This is a genomic window from Pseudogemmobacter hezensis, assembly GCF_013155295.1.
GTDB classification, from domain to species: domain Bacteria; phylum Pseudomonadota; class Alphaproteobacteria; order Rhodobacterales; family Rhodobacteraceae; genus Pseudogemmobacter; species Pseudogemmobacter hezensis.
The window spans coordinates 93,090-110,631 of record NZ_JABJXT010000002.1 but is presented as its reverse complement, the minus strand read 5'-3'; the positions used below and the strand labels follow the sequence as shown (position 1 = coordinate 110,631).

Annotated in this window: 21 protein-coding genes; 12 read left to right on the top strand and 9 right to left on the bottom strand. The window is 62.2% G+C overall.

Translation table 11 applies throughout. From position 1 onward, the window contains the following. Positions 1–51 precede the first annotated feature (51 nt). From HOY34_RS02540 to mdh, 3 genes are all read right to left on the bottom strand, one after another. A complete protein-coding gene (locus HOY34_RS02540) occupies positions 52–213 on the bottom strand; it encodes a hypothetical protein (RefSeq protein WP_172359760.1) in 162 nt (53 codons plus the stop codon). 77 nt (positions 214–290) lie between these two features. Next, complete coding sequence (locus HOY34_RS02535; RefSeq protein ID WP_172359759.1) at positions 291–917, bottom strand: trimeric intracellular cation channel family protein; 627 nt, start codon at positions 915–917, stop codon at positions 291–293. Positions 918–1,017: 100 nt separating this feature from the next. Further along, on the bottom strand, positions 1,018–1,980 hold the full coding sequence (gene mdh / locus HOY34_RS02530) for a malate dehydrogenase (RefSeq protein WP_172359758.1): 963 nt from the start codon (positions 1,978–1,980) through the stop codon (positions 1,018–1,020). A 198-nt stretch (positions 1,981–2,178) separates the two neighbouring features. Between mdh and HOY34_RS02525 the strand changes: the two genes are divergently transcribed. Further along, on the top strand, positions 2,179–2,928 hold the full coding sequence (locus HOY34_RS02525) for a sulfite exporter TauE/SafE family protein (RefSeq protein ID WP_172359757.1): 750 nt from the start codon (positions 2,179–2,181) through the stop codon (positions 2,926–2,928). A 179-nt stretch (positions 2,929–3,107) separates the two neighbouring features. Here the strand turns inward: HOY34_RS02525 and HOY34_RS02520 are convergent, their stop codons facing one another. After that, the gene (locus HOY34_RS02520) at positions 3,108–3,299 is read right to left on the bottom strand and encodes a CsbD family protein (RefSeq protein WP_172359756.1); all 192 of its coding nucleotides are present in this window, start codon (positions 3,297–3,299) and stop codon (positions 3,108–3,110) included. 238 nt (positions 3,300–3,537) lie between these two features. On the opposite strand from HOY34_RS02520, the gene HOY34_RS02515 reads away from it, so the two are divergent. The 3 genes from HOY34_RS02515 (at position 3,538) to HOY34_RS02505 (ending at position 5,857) form a co-directional block, all read left to right on the top strand. Then, entirely contained in the window at positions 3,538–4,404 is an 867-nt protein-coding gene (locus tag HOY34_RS02515) for an HpcH/HpaI aldolase/citrate lyase family protein (protein ID WP_172359755.1), read from the top strand. Positions 4,405–4,501: 97 nt separating this feature from the next. After that, positions 4,502–4,705, top strand: coding sequence for a DUF1737 domain-containing protein (locus HOY34_RS02510; RefSeq protein WP_172359754.1), 204 nt, complete (start codon positions 4,502–4,504; stop codon positions 4,703–4,705). 87 nt (positions 4,706–4,792) lie between these two features. Continuing rightward, the gene (locus tag HOY34_RS02505) at positions 4,793–5,857 is read left to right on the top strand and encodes a MaoC family dehydratase (protein WP_366926907.1); all 1,065 of its coding nucleotides are present in this window, start codon (positions 4,793–4,795) and stop codon (positions 5,855–5,857) included. Between the two features lies 1 nt (position 5,858). Here HOY34_RS02505 and HOY34_RS02500 read toward each other — a convergent pair whose 3' ends face one another. Further along, complete coding sequence (locus tag HOY34_RS02500) at positions 5,859–6,635, bottom strand: hypothetical protein (protein ID WP_172359752.1); 777 nt, start codon at positions 6,633–6,635, stop codon at positions 5,859–5,861. Between the two features lie 349 nt (positions 6,636–6,984). Between HOY34_RS02500 and sdhC the strand changes: the two genes are divergently transcribed. The 8 genes from sdhC (at position 6,985) to HOY34_RS02460 (ending at position 11,841) form a co-directional block, all read left to right on the top strand. Then, positions 6,985–7,374 carry a succinate dehydrogenase, cytochrome b556 subunit gene (gene sdhC, locus HOY34_RS02495; RefSeq protein WP_172359751.1) on the top strand — a complete coding sequence of 130 codons (390 nt, stop codon included), beginning with the start codon at positions 6,985–6,987 and terminating at the stop codon, positions 7,372–7,374. A gap of 11 nt (positions 7,375–7,385) precedes the next feature. Further along, positions 7,386–7,757, top strand: coding sequence for a succinate dehydrogenase, hydrophobic membrane anchor protein (sdhD, locus tag HOY34_RS02490; RefSeq protein WP_172359750.1), 372 nt, complete (start codon positions 7,386–7,388; stop codon positions 7,755–7,757). Between the two features lie 63 nt (positions 7,758–7,820). Further along, positions 7,821–9,626 (top strand): succinate dehydrogenase flavoprotein subunit, encoded by a 1,806-nt coding sequence (sdhA, locus tag HOY34_RS02485; protein ID WP_172359749.1) that lies wholly within the window; start codon positions 7,821–7,823, stop codon positions 9,624–9,626. A 98-nt stretch (positions 9,627–9,724) separates the two neighbouring features. Then, on the top strand, positions 9,725–10,096 hold the full coding sequence (locus tag HOY34_RS02480; protein WP_172359748.1) for a hypothetical protein: 372 nt from the start codon (positions 9,725–9,727) through the stop codon (positions 10,094–10,096). After that, positions 10,077–10,436 (top strand): succinate dehydrogenase, encoded by a 360-nt coding sequence (locus HOY34_RS02475; RefSeq protein WP_172359747.1) that lies wholly within the window; start codon positions 10,077–10,079, stop codon positions 10,434–10,436. Before HOY34_RS02480 ends, HOY34_RS02475 begins: the two co-directional genes overlap by 20 nt. Beyond that, complete coding sequence (locus HOY34_RS02470) at positions 10,436–10,750, top strand: hypothetical protein (protein WP_172359746.1); 315 nt, start codon at positions 10,436–10,438, stop codon at positions 10,748–10,750. The genes HOY34_RS02475 and HOY34_RS02470 overlap by 1 nt, the downstream gene beginning before the upstream one ends. After that, positions 10,750–11,058 (top strand): hypothetical protein, encoded by a 309-nt coding sequence (locus HOY34_RS02465; RefSeq protein ID WP_172359745.1) that lies wholly within the window; start codon positions 10,750–10,752, stop codon positions 11,056–11,058. The genes HOY34_RS02470 and HOY34_RS02465 overlap by 1 nt, the downstream gene beginning before the upstream one ends. A 3-nt stretch (positions 11,059–11,061) precedes the next feature. Next, the gene (locus HOY34_RS02460) at positions 11,062–11,841 is read left to right on the top strand and encodes a succinate dehydrogenase iron-sulfur subunit (protein ID WP_172359744.1); all 780 of its coding nucleotides are present in this window, start codon (positions 11,062–11,064) and stop codon (positions 11,839–11,841) included. A gap of 371 nt (positions 11,842–12,212) precedes the next feature. Here HOY34_RS02460 and HOY34_RS02455 read toward each other — a convergent pair whose 3' ends face one another. From HOY34_RS02455 to HOY34_RS02440, 4 genes are all read right to left on the bottom strand, one after another. Next, on the bottom strand, positions 12,213–13,181 hold the full coding sequence (locus tag HOY34_RS02455) for an aldo/keto reductase (RefSeq protein WP_172359743.1): 969 nt from the start codon (positions 13,179–13,181) through the stop codon (positions 12,213–12,215). A gap of 120 nt (positions 13,182–13,301) precedes the next feature. After that, on the bottom strand, positions 13,302–14,663 hold the full coding sequence (gene gdhA, locus HOY34_RS02450; protein WP_172359742.1) for an NADP-specific glutamate dehydrogenase: 1,362 nt from the start codon (positions 14,661–14,663) through the stop codon (positions 13,302–13,304). A gap of 153 nt (positions 14,664–14,816) precedes the next feature. Continuing rightward, positions 14,817–15,308, bottom strand: a complete 492-nt coding sequence (locus HOY34_RS02445; RefSeq protein ID WP_172359741.1) for a hypothetical protein — start codon at positions 15,306–15,308, stop codon at positions 14,817–14,819. Between the two features lie 107 nt (positions 15,309–15,415). Continuing rightward, complete coding sequence (locus HOY34_RS02440) at positions 15,416–17,413, bottom strand: protein meaA (RefSeq protein ID WP_172359740.1); 1,998 nt, start codon at positions 17,411–17,413, stop codon at positions 15,416–15,418. Between the last annotated feature and the right edge of the window lie 129 nt (positions 17,414–17,542).

Here is a 17,542-nt window from a genome sequence, read left to right as displayed (position 1 = left end):
CGTCTGCCGGTGGCAGACTCCCCCGGGATATTTAAGGACAGATGAAAGGGGTCAGTCTTTCTTGCGGGCCTCGGCTGCGGCTTTCATACGCTCGAGGAGCGCGGCCTTTTTATCGGTTGCGGCCTTGTCTTTGGGGGCGCCGCGACGGGTCAGGTCGAGGGCGTGATGGCTGTCTTTGGCATTTTTCGGGTTGCCGGATTTGGAATAGTCCATGGCGGGCTCCTTGGTTTTCTCTGAGATGGCGCAAAGGGCGGCGCGGGGCAAGGCCTCGTGCTGCAGGTTCGGTTGGCTCAGGGGGCGCGGGGGATGCGCAGATTGAGGCGGACCGAGAGGACGCGGATGAAGAATGTGGCGAGAAGGGCGATGCTGGTGGTGAGCAGCGGTGACCAGCCGAGGTGATCGCCGAGGATGACGAGACCCGCCCCGATGATCGCGGCGACGGCGTAGATTTCTTCGCGCAGGACGCGGGGGATCTCGGTCACCAGCAGATCGCGGATCACCCCGCCGCCGACCGCAGTCAGAACACCGATCACGCAGGCGGCGGCGGGGTGCAGACCGAAGATCAGTGCTTTTTGCGTGCCCGCGACGGTGAAGGTGCCAAGGCCGAGCGCGTCGAGCAGCATGACGGGTTTCGACGCGCATTCGATCAGGCGGTGGAAGAAGAAAGCGGTCAGGCCCGCAAGCAGTGTGACCAGCAGATATGAGGGATCGCGCAGCATCGCCGCTGGCTGGTCACCGATGGCCATGTCGCGGATCACCCCGCCTGCAGTGGCGGCAGCGGTGGCCAGCACGATCACGCCGAACAGATCCAGCTGGCGGCGCACCGCCAGCATGCCGCCGGAGAGGCCGAAGACATAGGTGCCCGTCATATCGAGCCACCAGAGCAGCGAGGCGTAATCCGTTGCGATCCAGGTCATGCGGTTCCCCGAGTGTCAGGGGCGATACTGGCATTGCCCGCCGCCAATGAAAAGCGCACGCCCCCCGGGGGAGCGTGCGCCTGTGATGTCTGGCCGAGGCTTAGTTCAGCGAGGGGTCGATGCCTTTGCAGGCGGTGACGAGGCCTTTGACCGCGTCGATCGACTTGTCGAGCATCGCTTGCTCGTCTGCGTTCAGCTTGATTTCGACCACTTTCTCGATGCCACCGGCACCGATCACGGTCGGCACGCCGACATAGAGACCGTCAAGGCCGTAAGCGCCTTTGACGAAGGCAGCTGCGGGCAGGACGCGCTTTTGGTCTTTGAGGTAGGCCTCTGCCATCTCAATCGCCGAGGTCGCGGGGGCGTAGAAGGCCGAGCCGGTTTTCAGCAGGCCTACGATCTCTGCGCCGCCGTCACGGGTGCGCTGCACGATCGCGTCGAGTTTCTCCTGCGTGGTCCAGCCCATTGCAACCAGATCCGGCAGCGGGATGCCAGCCACGGTCGAGTAGCGGGTCAGCGGCACCATCGTGTCACCGTGGCCGCCCAGCACGAAGGCCGAAACGTCACGCATCGAGACGTTGAACTCAAGCGAGAGGAAGTGACGGAAGCGCGCCGAATCAAGGACGCCCGCCATGCCGACGACTTTCTCATGCGGCAGGCCCGAGAATTCGCGCAAAGCCCAGACCATCGCGTCAAGCGGGTTGGTGATGCAGATGACAAACGCATTCGGGGCGTATTTGGCAATGCCTTCGCCGACCGATTTCATGACCTTGAGGTTGATCCCCAGGAGGTCATCGCGCGACATGCCGGGCTTGCGCGGCACGCCTGCGGTAACGATGCAGACATCTGCGCCTGCGATATCCTCGTAGGAATTCGCGCCTTTCAGCGCCACGTCAAAGCCTGCAACCGGGCCACATTGTGCCAGATCGAGCGCTTTGCCCTGAGGGGTGCCTTCTGCGATGTCGAACAGGATAACATCGCCAAGTTCCTTGGTGGCGACGAGATGGGCGAGCGTGCCGCCAATCTGGCCTGCACCGATAAGGGCAATCCTGGGTCGTGCCATGGGAGTGATCTCCGTTGCTGGGGTTGGCGGAGGCGTAGCCCCTTAACGCGTCTCTGTCCAGCGGCTCTGAGGGGCGGTATGCCATTGCATGCCGAAAATTCTTTCTGCTTTCGCCGCCTGCCGCACAGGTATAGCCGGGGTTAGCGATAACAGCCGATGGTGGCAAAGCCGCGGGTCGCAGCGGCTAAGGGGGCGGCGGTGGACGGTAGCAGTTTCTGGGTGCTGGCGGTGATCGCCGCGATTCTGGTTGGCCTGTCGAAAGGCGGGCTGCCTGCGCTGGGCATTCTGGCGGTGCCGGTGATGGCGCTGAAAATCTCGCCTGTGCTGGCGGCGGGGATCTTGCTGCCGGTCTATGTGGCCTCGGATATTTTCGGGCTCTGGGCCTATCGGCGCGCCTGGGATCGGCGGGTTTTGCTGTATCTTTTGCCAGGCGCGGTGCTGGGGGTCGCCATTGGCGGGCTGACGGCCTCTGTGGTGCCCGAGGCGGCGGTGACGCTGCTGATCGGGGTGATCGGGCTGGCTTTCAGCCTTAACCTTTTGCTGCGCCGCCCGGCCGAGGGCCCCCCGCGTGAGGCCCGCCCTGGCCCGGGGCTGTTTTGGGGCGTGGTGACGGGGTTCACCAGCTTTGTCAGCCATTCGGGGGCACCGCCCTATCAGGTCTACACCCTGCCGCTGCGGCTGGAAAAGGCCGTGTTTGCGGGCACTTCGACCATCGCCTTTGCGGTGATCAATGCGGTGAAACTTGTGCCCTATGGGCTGCTTGGTCAGCTGAACCCGGGCAATCTGAAACTGTCGGCACTGCTGATTCTGCCGGCGGTTCTGGCAGTTTTTGCTGGGGTGAAGCTGGTTAAGATCCTGCCGGAGAAAACCTTCTTCCGGCTGGTGGTCTGGTCCTTGCTGCTGATCTCGGTCAAGCTGATCCGGGACGGTCTGGTCGGCATTTTGTAGCGGCCCGCGAAGGAAAGGGGCGCTGAGGTCTGATGCCCCGCGCCCCCCGTATTTCTGAAACCACATTGCTGAAGCTGCGCTTGCCGAAGCTATGGCCTTACTGTGGCCTTACTGTGGCCTTGCCGATGCGGTGGCTGCTTTATCAGCGGCCCCGGACAGCGATGTGGTCAGCGATGTGATCAGGTCTTGTCGACCACGTTCTTGACGGCGTCCTTGGCCTTGCCAAGCGCCTGTTGCGCCTCGCCTTTCAGCTCTTGCGCGGCCCCTTCGGCGCGCAGGCGGTCATTGCCCACAGCCTTGCCGACGGCCTGTTTCACATTCCCCACCGCTTCATTGGTGAGGCCTTTGATTTTGTCACCTGTGCTGCTCATCTTAATCTCCTGTCAGTGATTGCATCCTGAGCGTCTCAGTGTGGAAACAACGCCGGGGGGCTGGATCGGGTTCCACAGGTGGCGATCACTGTGGCGTGTTTCCGCCGCTTTGCCCCAGGGATATGGCGGCAATCGCATCAGCCTTAGGTGAATAGTTTCTGCGTTGCGGCGTTTATGCTCTTGCTGAATCTGCCAATTTGGTGAACCTGTGCGCAATATTCTTTCACAGGAGATGCGCATGACCCGCCCCTGCCGTTCGGTTCTCTATATCCCCGGCTCGCGTGAGCGGGCGCTGGAAAAGGCGCGGGATCTGGCCTGCGATGCCATCATCTTCGATCTGGAAGATGCGGTGGCACCCGATGAAAAGACCGCTGCCCGGGCGCTGCTGGCGCAGGTTTTGCGGGCCGCCGATTACGGGCCGCGGCTGAAACTGGTCAGGATCAATGGCCTGGACACCGAATGGGGGCGCGAGGATGCGCTGGCCATGGCCGCGGCGATCAGGGCCGGGGCGGGGATCGATGCGCTGCTGGTGCCCAAGGTCAGCCAGCCCGGCGATCTGGAGGCGGTGGCCCAGCTGGCGCCCGGAACGGACCTCTGGGCGATGATGGAGACGGCGGCGGGCATGCTGAACGCCGGGGCGATTGCCGCCCATCCTGCGCTGCGGGGCATGGTGATGGGCACCAATGACCTGGCCAAAGAGCTGGGCAGCCGTTTCCGCGCCGATCGTCTGCCGATGCAGGCGGGGCTGGGGCTTTGCCTGCTGGCGGCGCGGGCGCATGGGCTGACCATCGTCGACGGGGTCTATAACGCCTTCAAAGATGACGAGGGGCTGCGTTTCGAATGCGAACAGGGCCGCGATATGGGCTTTGACGGCAAGACGCTGATCCACCCGGCGCAGCTGGAGATCGCCAATGCGGCCTTCGCCCCCTCTGAGGCAGAGCTGGATCTGGCGCGGCGTCAGATCGCGGCCTTTGATGAGGTGACGGCCCAGGGCGGCGGGGTCGCGGTGGTTGACGGGCGCATCGTTGAAAACCTGCATATCGTGACGGCGCGCGGGCTTTTGCAGAAGGCTGCGGCGATTGCGGCCCTGGCAGAGCCGCGCTGAGGCCGCAGGCGATTGCCATTCTGGCCGCTCTGGTGGTCTATGGCGGGATTGCCGGGGCGTATCGCGCGCCCCGCTGTCACGCAGCCGGATGAGAAGAATGAAACTTTACCGTTTTTTAAGCGAGGATGACACTTCGGCCTTTTGCCACAAGGTCTCGGCCGCACTGGCAAAAGGGTGGGAGCTTTATGGCCCGCCGACCTATGCCTTTGACGCCTCAAACGGGGTGATGCGCTGCGGCCAGGCGGTAACCAAAGAGGTGGCCGGGGAATACACGCCCGATCTGAAGCTGGGCGAGCAGTAAGCCGGGGAAAAGGGGCGGCAGCCCCCGCCTGCACAGGAAGTTCCCGGGATACTTGGCGCAATATTTGGGCAAGGCCGAAGGGGTGCCATTTGCACCTTTTCGGCCCAGAGGGGGAGGTCTGGGATGAAAACCAATGCGGGGCGTTTTTTTGAGGATTACCGGATTGGCGAGGTGATCCGCCATGCGGTGCCGCGCACGCTGTCGGGGGGCGAGCGGGCGCTGTATCATGCGCTTTATCCGGCGCGTGGTGCGCTTTATTCCTCGGATGAATTTGCGCGGGCCTCGGGGCTGGCGGCCAGCCCGCTGGATGATCTGATCGCTTTCCACACGGTCTTTGGCAAGACGGTGCCCGATGTCTCGCTGAACGCGGTGGCCAATCTGGGCTATGCCGAGGGGCGCTGGCTGGCCCCGGTCTGGCCTGGCGATACGCTGCGATCCGAGTCTGAGGTGATCGGGCTGAAAGAGAACTCGAACGGCAAATCCGGCGTGGTCTGGGTGCGCACGCGGGGGATGAACCAGCATGACAGGGTGGTGCTGGACTATATTCGCTGGGTGATGGTGAAAAAGCGGCGCGATGTGGCGGCGCCTGCGCCCGTCGTCCCCCCGCTGCGGCCGGTGGTGCCTGCAGGCGAGCTGGTGGTGCCCCAGGGGCTGGATTTCAGCCGATACGATTTTGATCTGGCGGGCGAGCGGCATCGCTGGGCCGATTACACGGTGGGCGAGAAGATCGACCATGTCGACGGCGTTACGATTGAAGAGGCCGAGCATATGCTGGCGACGCGTCTCTGGCAAAACACCGCCAAAGTGCATTTCGACGCCACCAACCGCGAGGACGGGCGGCGGCTGATCTATGGCGGCCATGTGATTTCACTGGCGCGGGCGCTGTCGTTCAACGGGCTGGCCAATGCGCAGATGATCGTGGCGCTGAATGCGGGGGCACATGCGAATCCCTGTTTTGCGGGCGATACGGTCAGGGCCTGGTCTGAGGTGCTGGACCGGGCGGAAACCGCAGCCCCGGGCGTGGGCGCGCTGCGACTGCGGCTGGTTGCGGTGAAAGAGGGGGCAGCACCTTTCGCGCTGAAGGGGCAGGATGGGAAATATCTGCCCGAGGTGCTGCTGGATCTGGATTATTGGGCGCTTGTGCCTGTGTGAGTCAGCGCAGCGCCTGCGTGACGAAAGGGGCCAGTGCGGGCGCGAGGGTCAGGTTTTCCGGCATCTCAGCCGCGGCTAGGCGGCTTAGCTTCATGCGGTAAAATTCGCCGTGGATGACAAAGCGCGCGCTGAGCCCGTCCCCGGGTTCCAGCGACCAGTAGAGTGAGCCCTTGATACAATGCCGTGACGGCTCCTTCAGCGGGGCGAGAATTCGGATGGTTGTGTAACAGGTCCGCACCGCTGGCCGACTGGTCGGACTCCGCCTCATGACTGGGTAATCAAAAACAGTACCCAGCTTTTCGATTCGTAGCGATTGCGTGATCGTCTCGCCGGCGAAGGCGAGCCGCACGAGCGGAATCGCAGTTGAAACGAACACCGCCGACAGCATGAACGCAAGCATCGGGAGAAAGAGAACGTATATCGCAATACGGCCCACATAGCCTGACCCGATGTTGCGGTGCCCATAGTATGACCGGATGCCGGTCGGCGGTATTTTCGGCGCCCGTATCATCACGATTACGCCCGCAATCCACCAATAAAGCCCCAGGCCCCAGAACGGGAGTGCGAGGTCCCAGGTGTTAAAGCGGGGGCCGTTGAGGCTCTTTGGCACCGGGCCCCCGCCGAAGAAAGGCGAAAAGCGCACCACAAGGAACCAGAGCGCTGCGACGATCATCGAGATGGCTGCGACGACAAGAGACCACTCGAAGGCGCGGCGCCAGAGGGGCAGGGTCGGGTCTCGATAGCGGAGCGGCGAGGCAGCGGGCATAACCTGCAGCATTGCGGAGCAATCGGGCGGTTCCTGGGCGTATCAGCGGCGGTTTGGGGGCCGGCTGCGAATGCCACCGTTAACCGCCGGCGTGGCTGTGGAGATAAGATGCGCGAATTTCTGAATAAAACTCTTGGTTATTGCCCGTGATCACCTGTGTGATCACGGCATTCAAAATCGTGATCACAAAATGTACAAAAACTTTCCTGGTTAGCGGGAACAGTTTGCAATTGCGGCATTGCCCCCCGTGACTCGGCTGATAAAAGCGCTATGAGAATTGGCATATCGAAGCGCGCTCCATCGTGTCGCCATTTCCCGGAGGCATCCGGGATGGAGCAAGCCAGCGACGAAGGGACAAGCCATGTCTGCACCCAAACGGGTCGAGCGACCTCTTTCTCCGTTCATGATCGGGCCGTATTATCGGCCGCAAATGACCTCGATCTCGTCGATCATGGTGCGTATCACCGGGATCGCAACGCTTGGCACGGTGTTTCTGATCGTGGCCTGGCTGATCTCGGCGGTGACATCGCCTGCGGCTTTTGCCTGCGTGAACGGCATTCTGACCAGCATCGTCGGCGATGTGCTGATGACGCTGGCGGCCTGGGCGATCTGGTATCACGCGCTTGGCCGTCTGCGCCATGTGATCTGGGATCTGGGCTATTTCATCGAGGTCAAAGCCAATGAGATCATGGGCTGGTCCATGTTCATCGGCGCGACCATTCTGACCATCATCACCGTGCTTGTGGTCTGAGGAGGCAGGATATGCGTTTCATCACCGATCGCAAAAGTGCTGAGGGGCTGGGATCGGCCCGTGCAGGCACCCATCACCACTGGGGCATGATGATCAGCTCGGCGCTGCTGGTTGTGCTGGTGCCGCTGTTCGTTTTCACCTTTGGTCTGGGCCTTGGCCGCAGCCATGAGGGCGTGCTGGAGTATTTCTCGCGCCCCTGGCCCGCGATCATCAGCGGTCTGACGCTGATCGTGGTGACGCTGCACTGCAAAGCAGAGGCCGAAGAGGCGATCATCGACTATGTTCATGGCGTGAAGGGCAAGCTCTTGCTGGTTGCGGTGACGGGCCTTGCCTGGGCGCTGATCGCGGCGGGGCTGTTCGCTCTGGTCAAAATCGCTTTGTAAGATTTGCCCTGCAGGCGGCCGCCCGGCGTGGCCCTGCAAGAGATGCGGTAAGGAAAGACGGAAATGACGGCTGCATACCAATACGAGACGCATGAATATGACGTCGTGGTTGTCGGCGCCGGTGGCGCGGGGCTGCGGGCGACGCTTGGCATGGCTGAGCAGGGGCTGCACACCGCCTGCGTGACCAAGGTTTTCCCGACCCGCTCGCATACTGTGGCGGCCCAGGGTGGCATCGCGGCGTCCCTGGCCAATATGGGCCCCGACAACTGGCAGTGGCATATGTATGACACCGTCAAAGGGTCAGACTGGCTGGGCGATACCGATGCGATGGAATATCTCGCACGCTCCGCCCCGGCAGCGGTCTATGAGCTGGAACATTACGGCGTGCCGTTTTCCAGGACCGAAGAGGGCAAGATCTACCAGCGCCCCTTCGGCGGTCACACGACCGAATTCGGCGAAGGCCCGCCCGTCCAGCGCACCTGTGCTGCCGCTGACCGCACCGGCCACGCGATCCTGCACACGCTTTATGGTCGTTCGCTGAAAGAACAGGCCGAATTCTATATCGAATATTTCGCACTTGATCTGATCATCACCGATGGCCGCTGCACGGGTGTGGTGTGCTGGAAGCTTGATGACGGCACCATCCATGTCTTCAACGCCAAGATGGTGGTGCTGGCGACCGGCGGTTACGGTCGCGCCTATTTCTCGGCAACCTCGGCCCATACCTGCACCGGCGACGGCGGCGGCATGGTTGCCCGCGCAGGCCTGCAGCTGCAGGATATGGAGTTCGTGCAGTTCCACCCGACCGGGATCTATGGCTCGGGCTGTCTGATCACCGAGGGCGCGCGCGGCGAGGGTGGCTATCTGACCAACTCGAACGGCGAGCGCTTTATGGAGCGCTATGCGCCCCATTACAAAGACCTGGCGCCGCGCGACTATGTCTCGCGCTGTATGACGATGGAAATCCGTGAGGGTCGTGGCGTCGGTGCCGAAAAGGATCACATCTTCCTGCACCTGAACCACCTGCCGCCCGCCACCCTGCATGAGCGTCTGCCGGGCATTTCCGAATCCGCCAAGATCTTCGCCGGTGTCGATCTGAACAAAGAGCCGATCCCGGTTCTGCCGACCGTTCACTACAATATGGGCGGCATCCCGACCAACTACTGGGGTGAGGTGCTGAACCCGACGCCCGAGAACCCCGACGCGATCTTCCCCGGCCTGATGGCTGTGGGTGAGGCGGGCTGTGCCTCGGTCCATGGCGCGAACCGTCTCGGCTCGAACTCGCTGATCGACCTTGTGGTCTTTGGCCGTGCGGCTGCGATCCGCGCAGGCCAGGTGGTTGATCCGAAAACCCCGGTGCCGCCCACCAACAAAGCCAGCGTCGATAAGGCGATGGCGCGGTTTGATGATCTGCGCCACGCGAAGGGCGCGATCCCGACCGCCGATCTGCGCCTTGAGATGCAGAAAACCATGCAGCGCGACGCCGCCGTCTTCCGCACGGAAAAGACCCTGGCCGAGGGTGAGGTCGCCATGACCGAAATCGCTGGCAAGATGGGCGATCTGAAGGTCACCGACCGCTCGATGATCTGGAACAGCGACCTGATGGAAACGCTGGAACTGACCAACCTGATGCCGAACGCGCTGGCGACGATCTATGGGGCGCATGCCCGCACCGAAAGCCGTGGCGCCCACGCGCATGAAGATCACCCGACCCGCGATGACGTGAACTGGCGCAAGCACAGCCTGGCGCATGTTGACGGAAACAAAGTTACGCTCTCCTATCGTCCGGTCCATCTGGACCCGCTGACGGCAGAGGCCGATGGCGGAATCAGTCTGAAAAAGATTGCTCCGGCAGAGAGAAAATTCTGATGCGTGTAACCAGTGCTGTTCTTTTGTTTTCTGGGGCTGCGTTTGGCCTATCCGCTTGCGGCGGGCCCAGCCCGCTGGCTCAGGCCCAGACCAGCTGCATGTTGCAGCTGAAACCGAAGGGCAGCTATGTGTCACAAAATGACAGTGTGCTGATGCCCGGTGTTGGCGCAACCCAGGCCGAGGCCGACGCACTGAACGCCTGTGCCAATGCCCGCCTGGCGGCCAGCGGCTCTGCGGGGGCGCCGATCTCGGCGCTGAACAGCACGCCCTCGGCAGGCACCGCCGCCTCTGGATCAATGCCGCGCATTGACACCAGGGGTGGCCCCTCAACCGGCGCAGTCGCAGCGCCGCAAACCCCGACCTATCAGACAGCACCTGCCCCGGCGGCCCCTTCGCGCGCGCCAGCCCCCCGTGCAAGCTGCAGCGTCACTTTGAGCGGAGGGTCGGGCTATGCCTGCACTGGCAACTAAGCTGAGCCCTGGCATCCTCGCTCTGGCGCTTTCCGGCTGTGTCGTGGGCGAAAGCGTGATGCAGGAAACCACCCGCTCGCTGGCCCGCACGGCGGTGAACGGGGCTGCGAACCAATATCTGCCGGGCGTGAACGTCTCGCCCTATACCGATTGCGTGATCAACAATGCGCAGACGGGCGAGCTGGTGCAGCTGGCACAATATGCCTCGGCCGGAACGAATGGCGCTGGCCAGGCCTGGCCGGTGGTGCGCACGATTGCGACCCGCCCCGAGGCCACCCAATGCCTGGTGCAATCGCTGTCGACGACCGATCTGCTGAAGGTCGGCGGGGTGTCGCTGTGATGCTGCGTCCGGCCCTGATCCTTGCGACACTGGCGCTGGCGGGGTGCGACCCGCAGGCGCTGGCGGATAAGACCACCCGCAATATCGCGCATGGCGTGGTGATGCCGGTCGTATCGCGTGACATGCCAGCAGGGCCCGCAGGCCAGGCCACCGATTGCATTCTGAACGCGGCCTCAATGCCCGAGATCCGGGCGCTGGCGCGTGACACCGGGGTCGAGGCAGGCAGCCTGACGCGTGAGAATATCCGCAATATCGCGCTGCGCCCGGCGGCGCAGAGCTGCTTTGCCGCCCATAACATCCCGCAGGTGCGCTGATGCGGTATCTTGCCCCCTTCGCAGTACTTGCGCTGGCTCTGGCCGCCTGCGGCCCGGTTCCGGTGCATGTCGCCGAAGAGCAATGTATGAAACCCGCCCGTCAGGCGCGCGCGCCCACGGGAACCGCCGGGATCGGTATTGTCTCTGGCCCGCATGGAACGCGGACAAGGGGCGATCTTGAGCTGAACATCTCGTCCGACTGGCTGCTGCGCAAAGATCCGTCAGCAGTTTACGAAACCTGCGTCATGGCGAAATCGGGTCAGGCCCCGAGCCGCCCGCTTTATCAAAGATCCGACTGGAAAGGCTGACCCATGGTCCAGTTCTCACTTCCGAAGAACTCCAAGGTACGCACCGGCAAAACCTGGCCGAAACCCGAGGGCGCGAAGAACACGCGCGCCTTCCGTATCTATCGCTGGGATCCCGATACCGGGGAAAACCCGCGGGTCGATACCTATTATCTCGATATGGACAAATGCGGCCCGATGGTCCTGGACGCGCTGATCAAGATCAAGAATGAGATTGATCCGACGCTGACCTTCCGCCGCTCCTGCCGTGAAGGGATTTGCGGCTCCTGCGCGATGAATATCGACGGCGGCAACCATCTGGCCTGTATCTATGGCCTCGATGAGATCAAGGGCGATGTCAAAATCTACCCGCTGCCGCATATGTCGGTTATCAAGGATCTGATCCCCGATCTGACGCATTTCTATGCACAGCACGCCTCGATCATGCCCTGGCTGGAGACGCGCTCGAACACGCCGGCGAAAGAGTGGCGTCAGTCGATCGAAGATCGCAAAAAGCTCGATGGGCTTTATGAATGCGTGATGTGCGCGTCCTGCTCGACCTCTTGCCCCAGCTATTGGTGGAATTCGGACAAATATCTCGGCCCGGCCGCGCTGCTGCATGCCTATCGCTGGATCGTCGATTCGCGCGATGAGATCACCGGCGAGCGGCTTGATGGGCTGGAAGATCCATTCAAGCTTTACCGTTGCCACACGATCATGAACTGCGCCAAGACCTGCCCGAAAGGGCTGAACCCGGCCAAGGCGATTGCAGAGATCAAGAATCTGATGGTCGAACGCGCAGTCTGAGACAGGGCTCTGAGATCAATCGGGCTGAGGGGGCGCTGCCCCCTCGCGCGTGCCGCGCTCACCCCCGGGATATTTAGAGACAGATGAAAAGGGGAGAAGTTTTTCATCTGTCCTTAAATATCCCCGCCGGAGGCGCAGGCTGGCCAGTGGCGCAGGAGCCTGTTGTTGATGATTTTATTCTTTCCTTTGGGCTTGGTGCTTTTGTTTGTTGGCCTGTGGTACTATCGGCGCGGCTCCACACTGACCCGCGCCTGTCGATGGCGGTTGGACAGGGCTGGCGGGCTGGGGCATTATAAATGCGCGGCTTGTGGGGCCGAGTGTGATCTGCCGCCGGGGCAGGCGCCGAATGCCTGCCTCCGGCCATCTCGTGATCAGCAATAGCGTTCGACACCGGTCAGCTGATGGTCGCCATAGCGGTCGCCTTCGGCGAAACCTGCAGGCAGCAGGCGCTCGATTTCTGCAATGGTCTCTGGGCTGAGCTGGATCTCGGTTGCCATGAGCCATTCCGCCAGATGCGCGGCGCTGCGTGTTCCTGGGATTGGCAGCACATGGTCCCCTTTGTGCAGCAGCCATGCCAGAGAGATGGCGGCTGTGCTTTGCCCCTGGCTGCGACAAGACTGGCGGAAGGCCTCAATTTTTGCGCTGTTGCGTTTGAATGCATCACCCGTGAAACGCGGATTGCGCGCGCGAAAACCGTCGGTTGGCAGGGGCAAGGGCGTATCACCCAGCATTCCCCGCGCCAGCGGCGAGAAGGCGACGAGGGTTGTTCCCAGCTCGGCGCAGGCCTGGATCAGGCCAAGTTCGGGCTGGCGTGACCAGAGCGAGTATTCGTTTTGCACCGCCATGCAGGGATGGACTGCATGCGCCAGCCGCAGCGTAGAAGGCGAGATCTCTGACAGGCCATAGCCGCCGATTTTGCCCTCTTCGATCAGGCGCGACAGGGTTCCGATCACCTCTTCCAGGGGCCGCTCGGCCTCACGGCGGTGGATGTAGAACAGTTCGACATGATCGCGGCCCAGCCGTTTCAGCGAGGCCTCTAACTCGGCCCGCAGATAGCACTCGGAGTTGTCGATCCGGCGCGGCGTGCCATCAACGATTGCGGCCTTGGTGGCGATTACTGGCGAATGCCCCCGTGTTTTCAGCCAGTTACCGATCACCGCCTCTGACACGCCCATGCCGTAGATATTGGCGGTATCGAAATGGGTGATCCCGGCATCCCAGGCCGCATCCAGCGTTCTGAGGCTGGTCGCCTCATCGGTGGGGCCGAACATGCCGCCAAAGGACATCGCGCCAAATCCAATGGCGCCGACATCGTGGCGGCCCAGCTTTCTGATCTTCATGAGGAGGCTCCGGTCACAAGAGGGGGGCCATACAACAGGAGCGAATCGCTTCATGCAAGAGGCAAAGAGAAAGGGCGCGACCCGCAGGCCGCGCCCTTTCTGAAGAGGTCCGGTCAGGGATCAGATAACGCCAAGCGCCCGCATTGCCTCGGCCACTTTGATGAAGCCCGCGATGTTCGCGCCCATCACATAGTCGCCCGGGGCGCCGAATTCCTCGGCGGTGCCGGCGCAGGTGTCATGGATGTTCTTCATGATGGTGGCCAGACGCGCCTCTGTCTGCTCAAAGGTCCAGCTGTCGCGGCTGGCGTTTTGCTGCATCTCAAGCGCCGAGGTGGCGACGCCGCCCGCATTCGCGGCTTTGCCCGGTGCGAAAAGCACGCCCGCCTCCTGGAAGATCCGCACTGCATCCGGGGTCGAGGGCATATTCGCGCCTTCGCCCACCGCCAGCACGCCGTTTTTCACCAGCGTTTTCGCGTCTTTGCCGGTCAGCTCGTTCTGCGTTGCCGAGGGCATCGCCACATCGCAGGGCACATTCCAGATCGAGCCTTCGCCCGCCTTGACGAAGTAAACGCCTTTGCCCTCGCCCTTGATGCGCAGATATTCCGAGATCCGGGCGCGGCGCACCTCTTTGATCTCCTGGATCAGATCAAGGTCGATGCCGTTTTCATCGACGATATAGCCCGAGCTGTCGGACATCGCGATGACCTTGCCGCCGAAGGATGTGACCTTCTCATGGCTGTAGATCGCCACATTGCCGGAACCAGAGATCACCACTTTCTTGCCGTCAAACGAGGTGCCTTTGGTCCCCAGCATCGACTGCACGAAATAGGTATTGCCGTAGCCGGTGGCCTCGGTGCGGGCGCGCGAGCCGCCGTAGAACAGCGCCTTGCCGGTCAGAACGCCTGCCTCATAGCGGTTCGTCAGGCGCTTATACTGGCCGAACATAAAGCCGATTTCGCGCCCGCCCACGCCGATATCGCCTGCAGGAACGTCGGTATATTCGCCGATATGGCGGTGCAGCTCCAGCATGAAGGACTGGCAGAAGCGCATGATTTCGCGGTCAGATTTGCCCTTGGGGTCGAAATCAGAGCCGCCCTTGCCGCCGCCGATCGGCATGCCGGTCAGCGCGTTCTTGAAGGTCTGCTCGAACCCGAGGAACTTGATGATCCCCACATTCACCGAAGGGTGGAAGCGGATGCCGCCCTTATAGGGCCCAAGCGCCGAGTTGAACTGCACGCGGAAGGCGCGGTTGATGCGCACCTGATTGCTGTCATCGATCCACGGCACGCGGAAGATGATCTGACGCTCTGGCTCGCAAATGCGCTCGATCAGGGCGTCTTCCAGAAGGTCGGGGCGTTTGGCGACCACACGGCCGAGGCTTTCGAGAACCTCGCGCACCGCCTGGTGGAATTCTGGCTCGCCTTGGTTGCGCCGGATCACTTCGGCAAGGATGGATTCAAGTCTCTCGTCAAGTTGAGGCATTCTTGGTCGCCGATTCGCCTAAAGATTGTTCATGTTGGCGCGAAATAAAGCAGTTTGTGATCCGATATAAGGGCGGCGCGGCATTTCGCCGAAAAACATGACAAAATGCCGCCATTTCGTCGGATGAAGTTGGCTCAATCAGTCAAAATGACCTTATGGCGCATCAAATTGCCGAAGTGGGGTTACAATCTCATATCTGCTCGGCCTGAAATCGCCATCGCTCAGGGCATATTCATTCATGCAGCTTTCGGTTTTCTGACCGCCGCAAATGCCGTCTCTCGGCCAGACGCGCAGGAGGGGAGCGCCGTCGCCCGGAACAAAATCCCAGCTTCGGATCACCAGCGTCATCTTGTTTTGGCCCAGAAAGAACATGGCCTTACAGCTGTCATTGTCGCAATGGCGCAGCCAGGTGCCGCCGTCGCAATAGAGGTAACCTTCTTCAAAGATCCAGAGCCTCTCGCCGCTTGGCAGGCGGGTTCCGAAAGAGGTGAGTGCGGTCTCTTCCCCCATAAGCATGCCGCTGTCCTTCAGGCAACGAGAGCGCAGGGCCACGATCCGCTGTGAGATTTCAATGGGTTGCGGTGCATCCCCCGGCGCCCCGGCGGTTTGAGAGCGGACCGGCGCCGCCAGGGCAGCCGTCAGCAAGAGGCCTGTCAGGATCTTGTGCATATTTCCCATCTCCCCGGATGCAGGCGGATGGCGGCAGTTTTGACCACCATCCCCGCCTTCGCAATGGGGGGAAATCTGATGCGTCAGGCGGCCTGTTCCTCTGGGTCAACCAGGGTGACGATGTCCATCATGATCCGGTTCAGCTCGAAATCCTTCGGCGTATAGACGGCGGCGACCCCCATGGCGCGCAGTTTTACGGCGTCTTCCTCGGGGATGATGCCGCCGACCACGACCGGAACCGTCAGGCCCGCCGCCCGCATCCGCTCCATCGTGTCTGAGATCAGGGGCAAATGGCTGCCGGAAAGGATCGAGAGGCCGACGACATGCACCGCGCTGTCGGCGGCAGCGGCGACAATCTCGGCGGGGGTCAGGCGGATGCCCTCATAGTGGATCTCCATCCCGCAGTCGCGGGCGCGGGCGGCGATCTGTTCGGCCCCGTTGGAATGGCCATCAAGGCCGGGCTTGCCGACAAGGAACGAAAGCTGGCGACCAAGCCGGGATGAGACAGCCTGGACGGCTTCGCGGATCGGCTCCAGCCCCTCGGTGCGGTTTGAGGGGCTTTTTGAGACGCCCGTCGGGCCGCGATACTGGCCGAAGGCTTTGCGGACAGTCTCGCCCCATTCGCCGGTGGTGGCACCTGCTTTGGCCGCTTTGATCGAGGGGGGCATGATGTTGCGGCCTTTGGCTGCGGCCTCGTGCAGCTCTTCCAGCGCGGCCTGGACGCGGGCCTCATCGCGGGCCTCACGCCAGGCACGAAGGCGGGCCAGCTGATCGGCCTCGGCGGCCTCATCGACGACCATGATCGCGCCATCCCCGGTGGTCAGCGGCGAGGGTTCCGTCTCGCGCCAGCGGTTGACGCCGACGACCACGGTCTCTTGCGTTTCAATCCGGGTGATGCGTTCAGCATTGGCCTCAACCAGCCGCGATTTCATATATTCGATCGAGGCCACCGCGCCGCCCATGGCGTCAATCTGGGCCAGCTCCTCACGGGCGCCCTGTTTCAGTGCCTCAACCTTGCGGTCAATCGCGGGGTTCTGGTCGAAGAGGTCGTCATATTCCAGCAGGTCAGTCTCATAGGCCAGGATCTGCTGCATCCGCAAAGACCATTGCTGATCCCAGGGGCGCGGCAGGCCAAGCGCCTCATTCCAGGCGGGCAGCTGCACGGCGCGGGCGCGGGCGTTTTTCGACAGTGTTACGGCAAGCATCTCGATCAGGATGCGGTAGACGTTGTTTTCGGGCTGCGGCTCGGTCAGGCCAAGGCTGTTCACCTGCACCCCATAGCGGAAACGCGAATATTTCTCGTCAGTTATGCCGTATCGGTCGCGGCAGATCTCGGCCCAGAGATCGACAAAGGCACGCATCTTGCACATCTCAGTCACGAAGCGGATGCCCGCATTGACGAAGAAGGAAATCCGCCCGACCATCCTGGGGAAGTCACTCACCGCGACCTTCCCCTTCAGGTCATCGAGCACCGCGCAGGCTGTCGCGAGTGCAAAGGCCAGTTCCTGCTCGGGCGTCGCACCGGCCTCTTGCAGATGGTAGGAACAGACATTCATCGGGTTCCATTTGGGCAGATTCCGCCCCGTCCAGGCGGCAACATCGGTGATCAGCCGCAGGCTGGGCTTCGGCGGGCAGATATAGGTGCCGCGCGAGAGATATTCCTTGATGATATCGTTCTGCACTGTGCCCTGCAGCAGGCTGATATCAGCGCCCTGTTCCTCGGCCACCGCGACATAAAGCGCCAGCAGCCAGGGCGCGGTGGCGTTGATCGTCATCGAGGTGTTCATCTGCTCCAGCGGGATCTGGTCGAACAGCGCCCGCATATCGCCTAAGTGGCAGACCGGCACGCCGACCTTGCCGACCTCGCCGCGCGACAGTTCGTGATCGCTGTCATAGCCGGTCTGGGTGGGCAGGTCGAAGGCGACGGAAAGCCCGGTTTGTCCCTTCTTCAGGTTGCCCCGGTACAGCGCGTTTGAGGCCGAGGCGGTCGAATGCCCGGCATAGGTGCGAAAGAGCCAGGGCTTGTCTTTCGCGGGTTTTGCCTCTGCCCGGGTATCCGTGGGGGCTGTGCCTTCGGTCATATCCGCCTCACCTGTCGTGCATCGCTGAAATTCAATACGCAATAATCTTGTGCACAAAGATTGATAGGGGTCATTTAATGACAATGTCAATCGCTGCAATGCGGCGCGGGCGATGCGGTTGCAAAATCC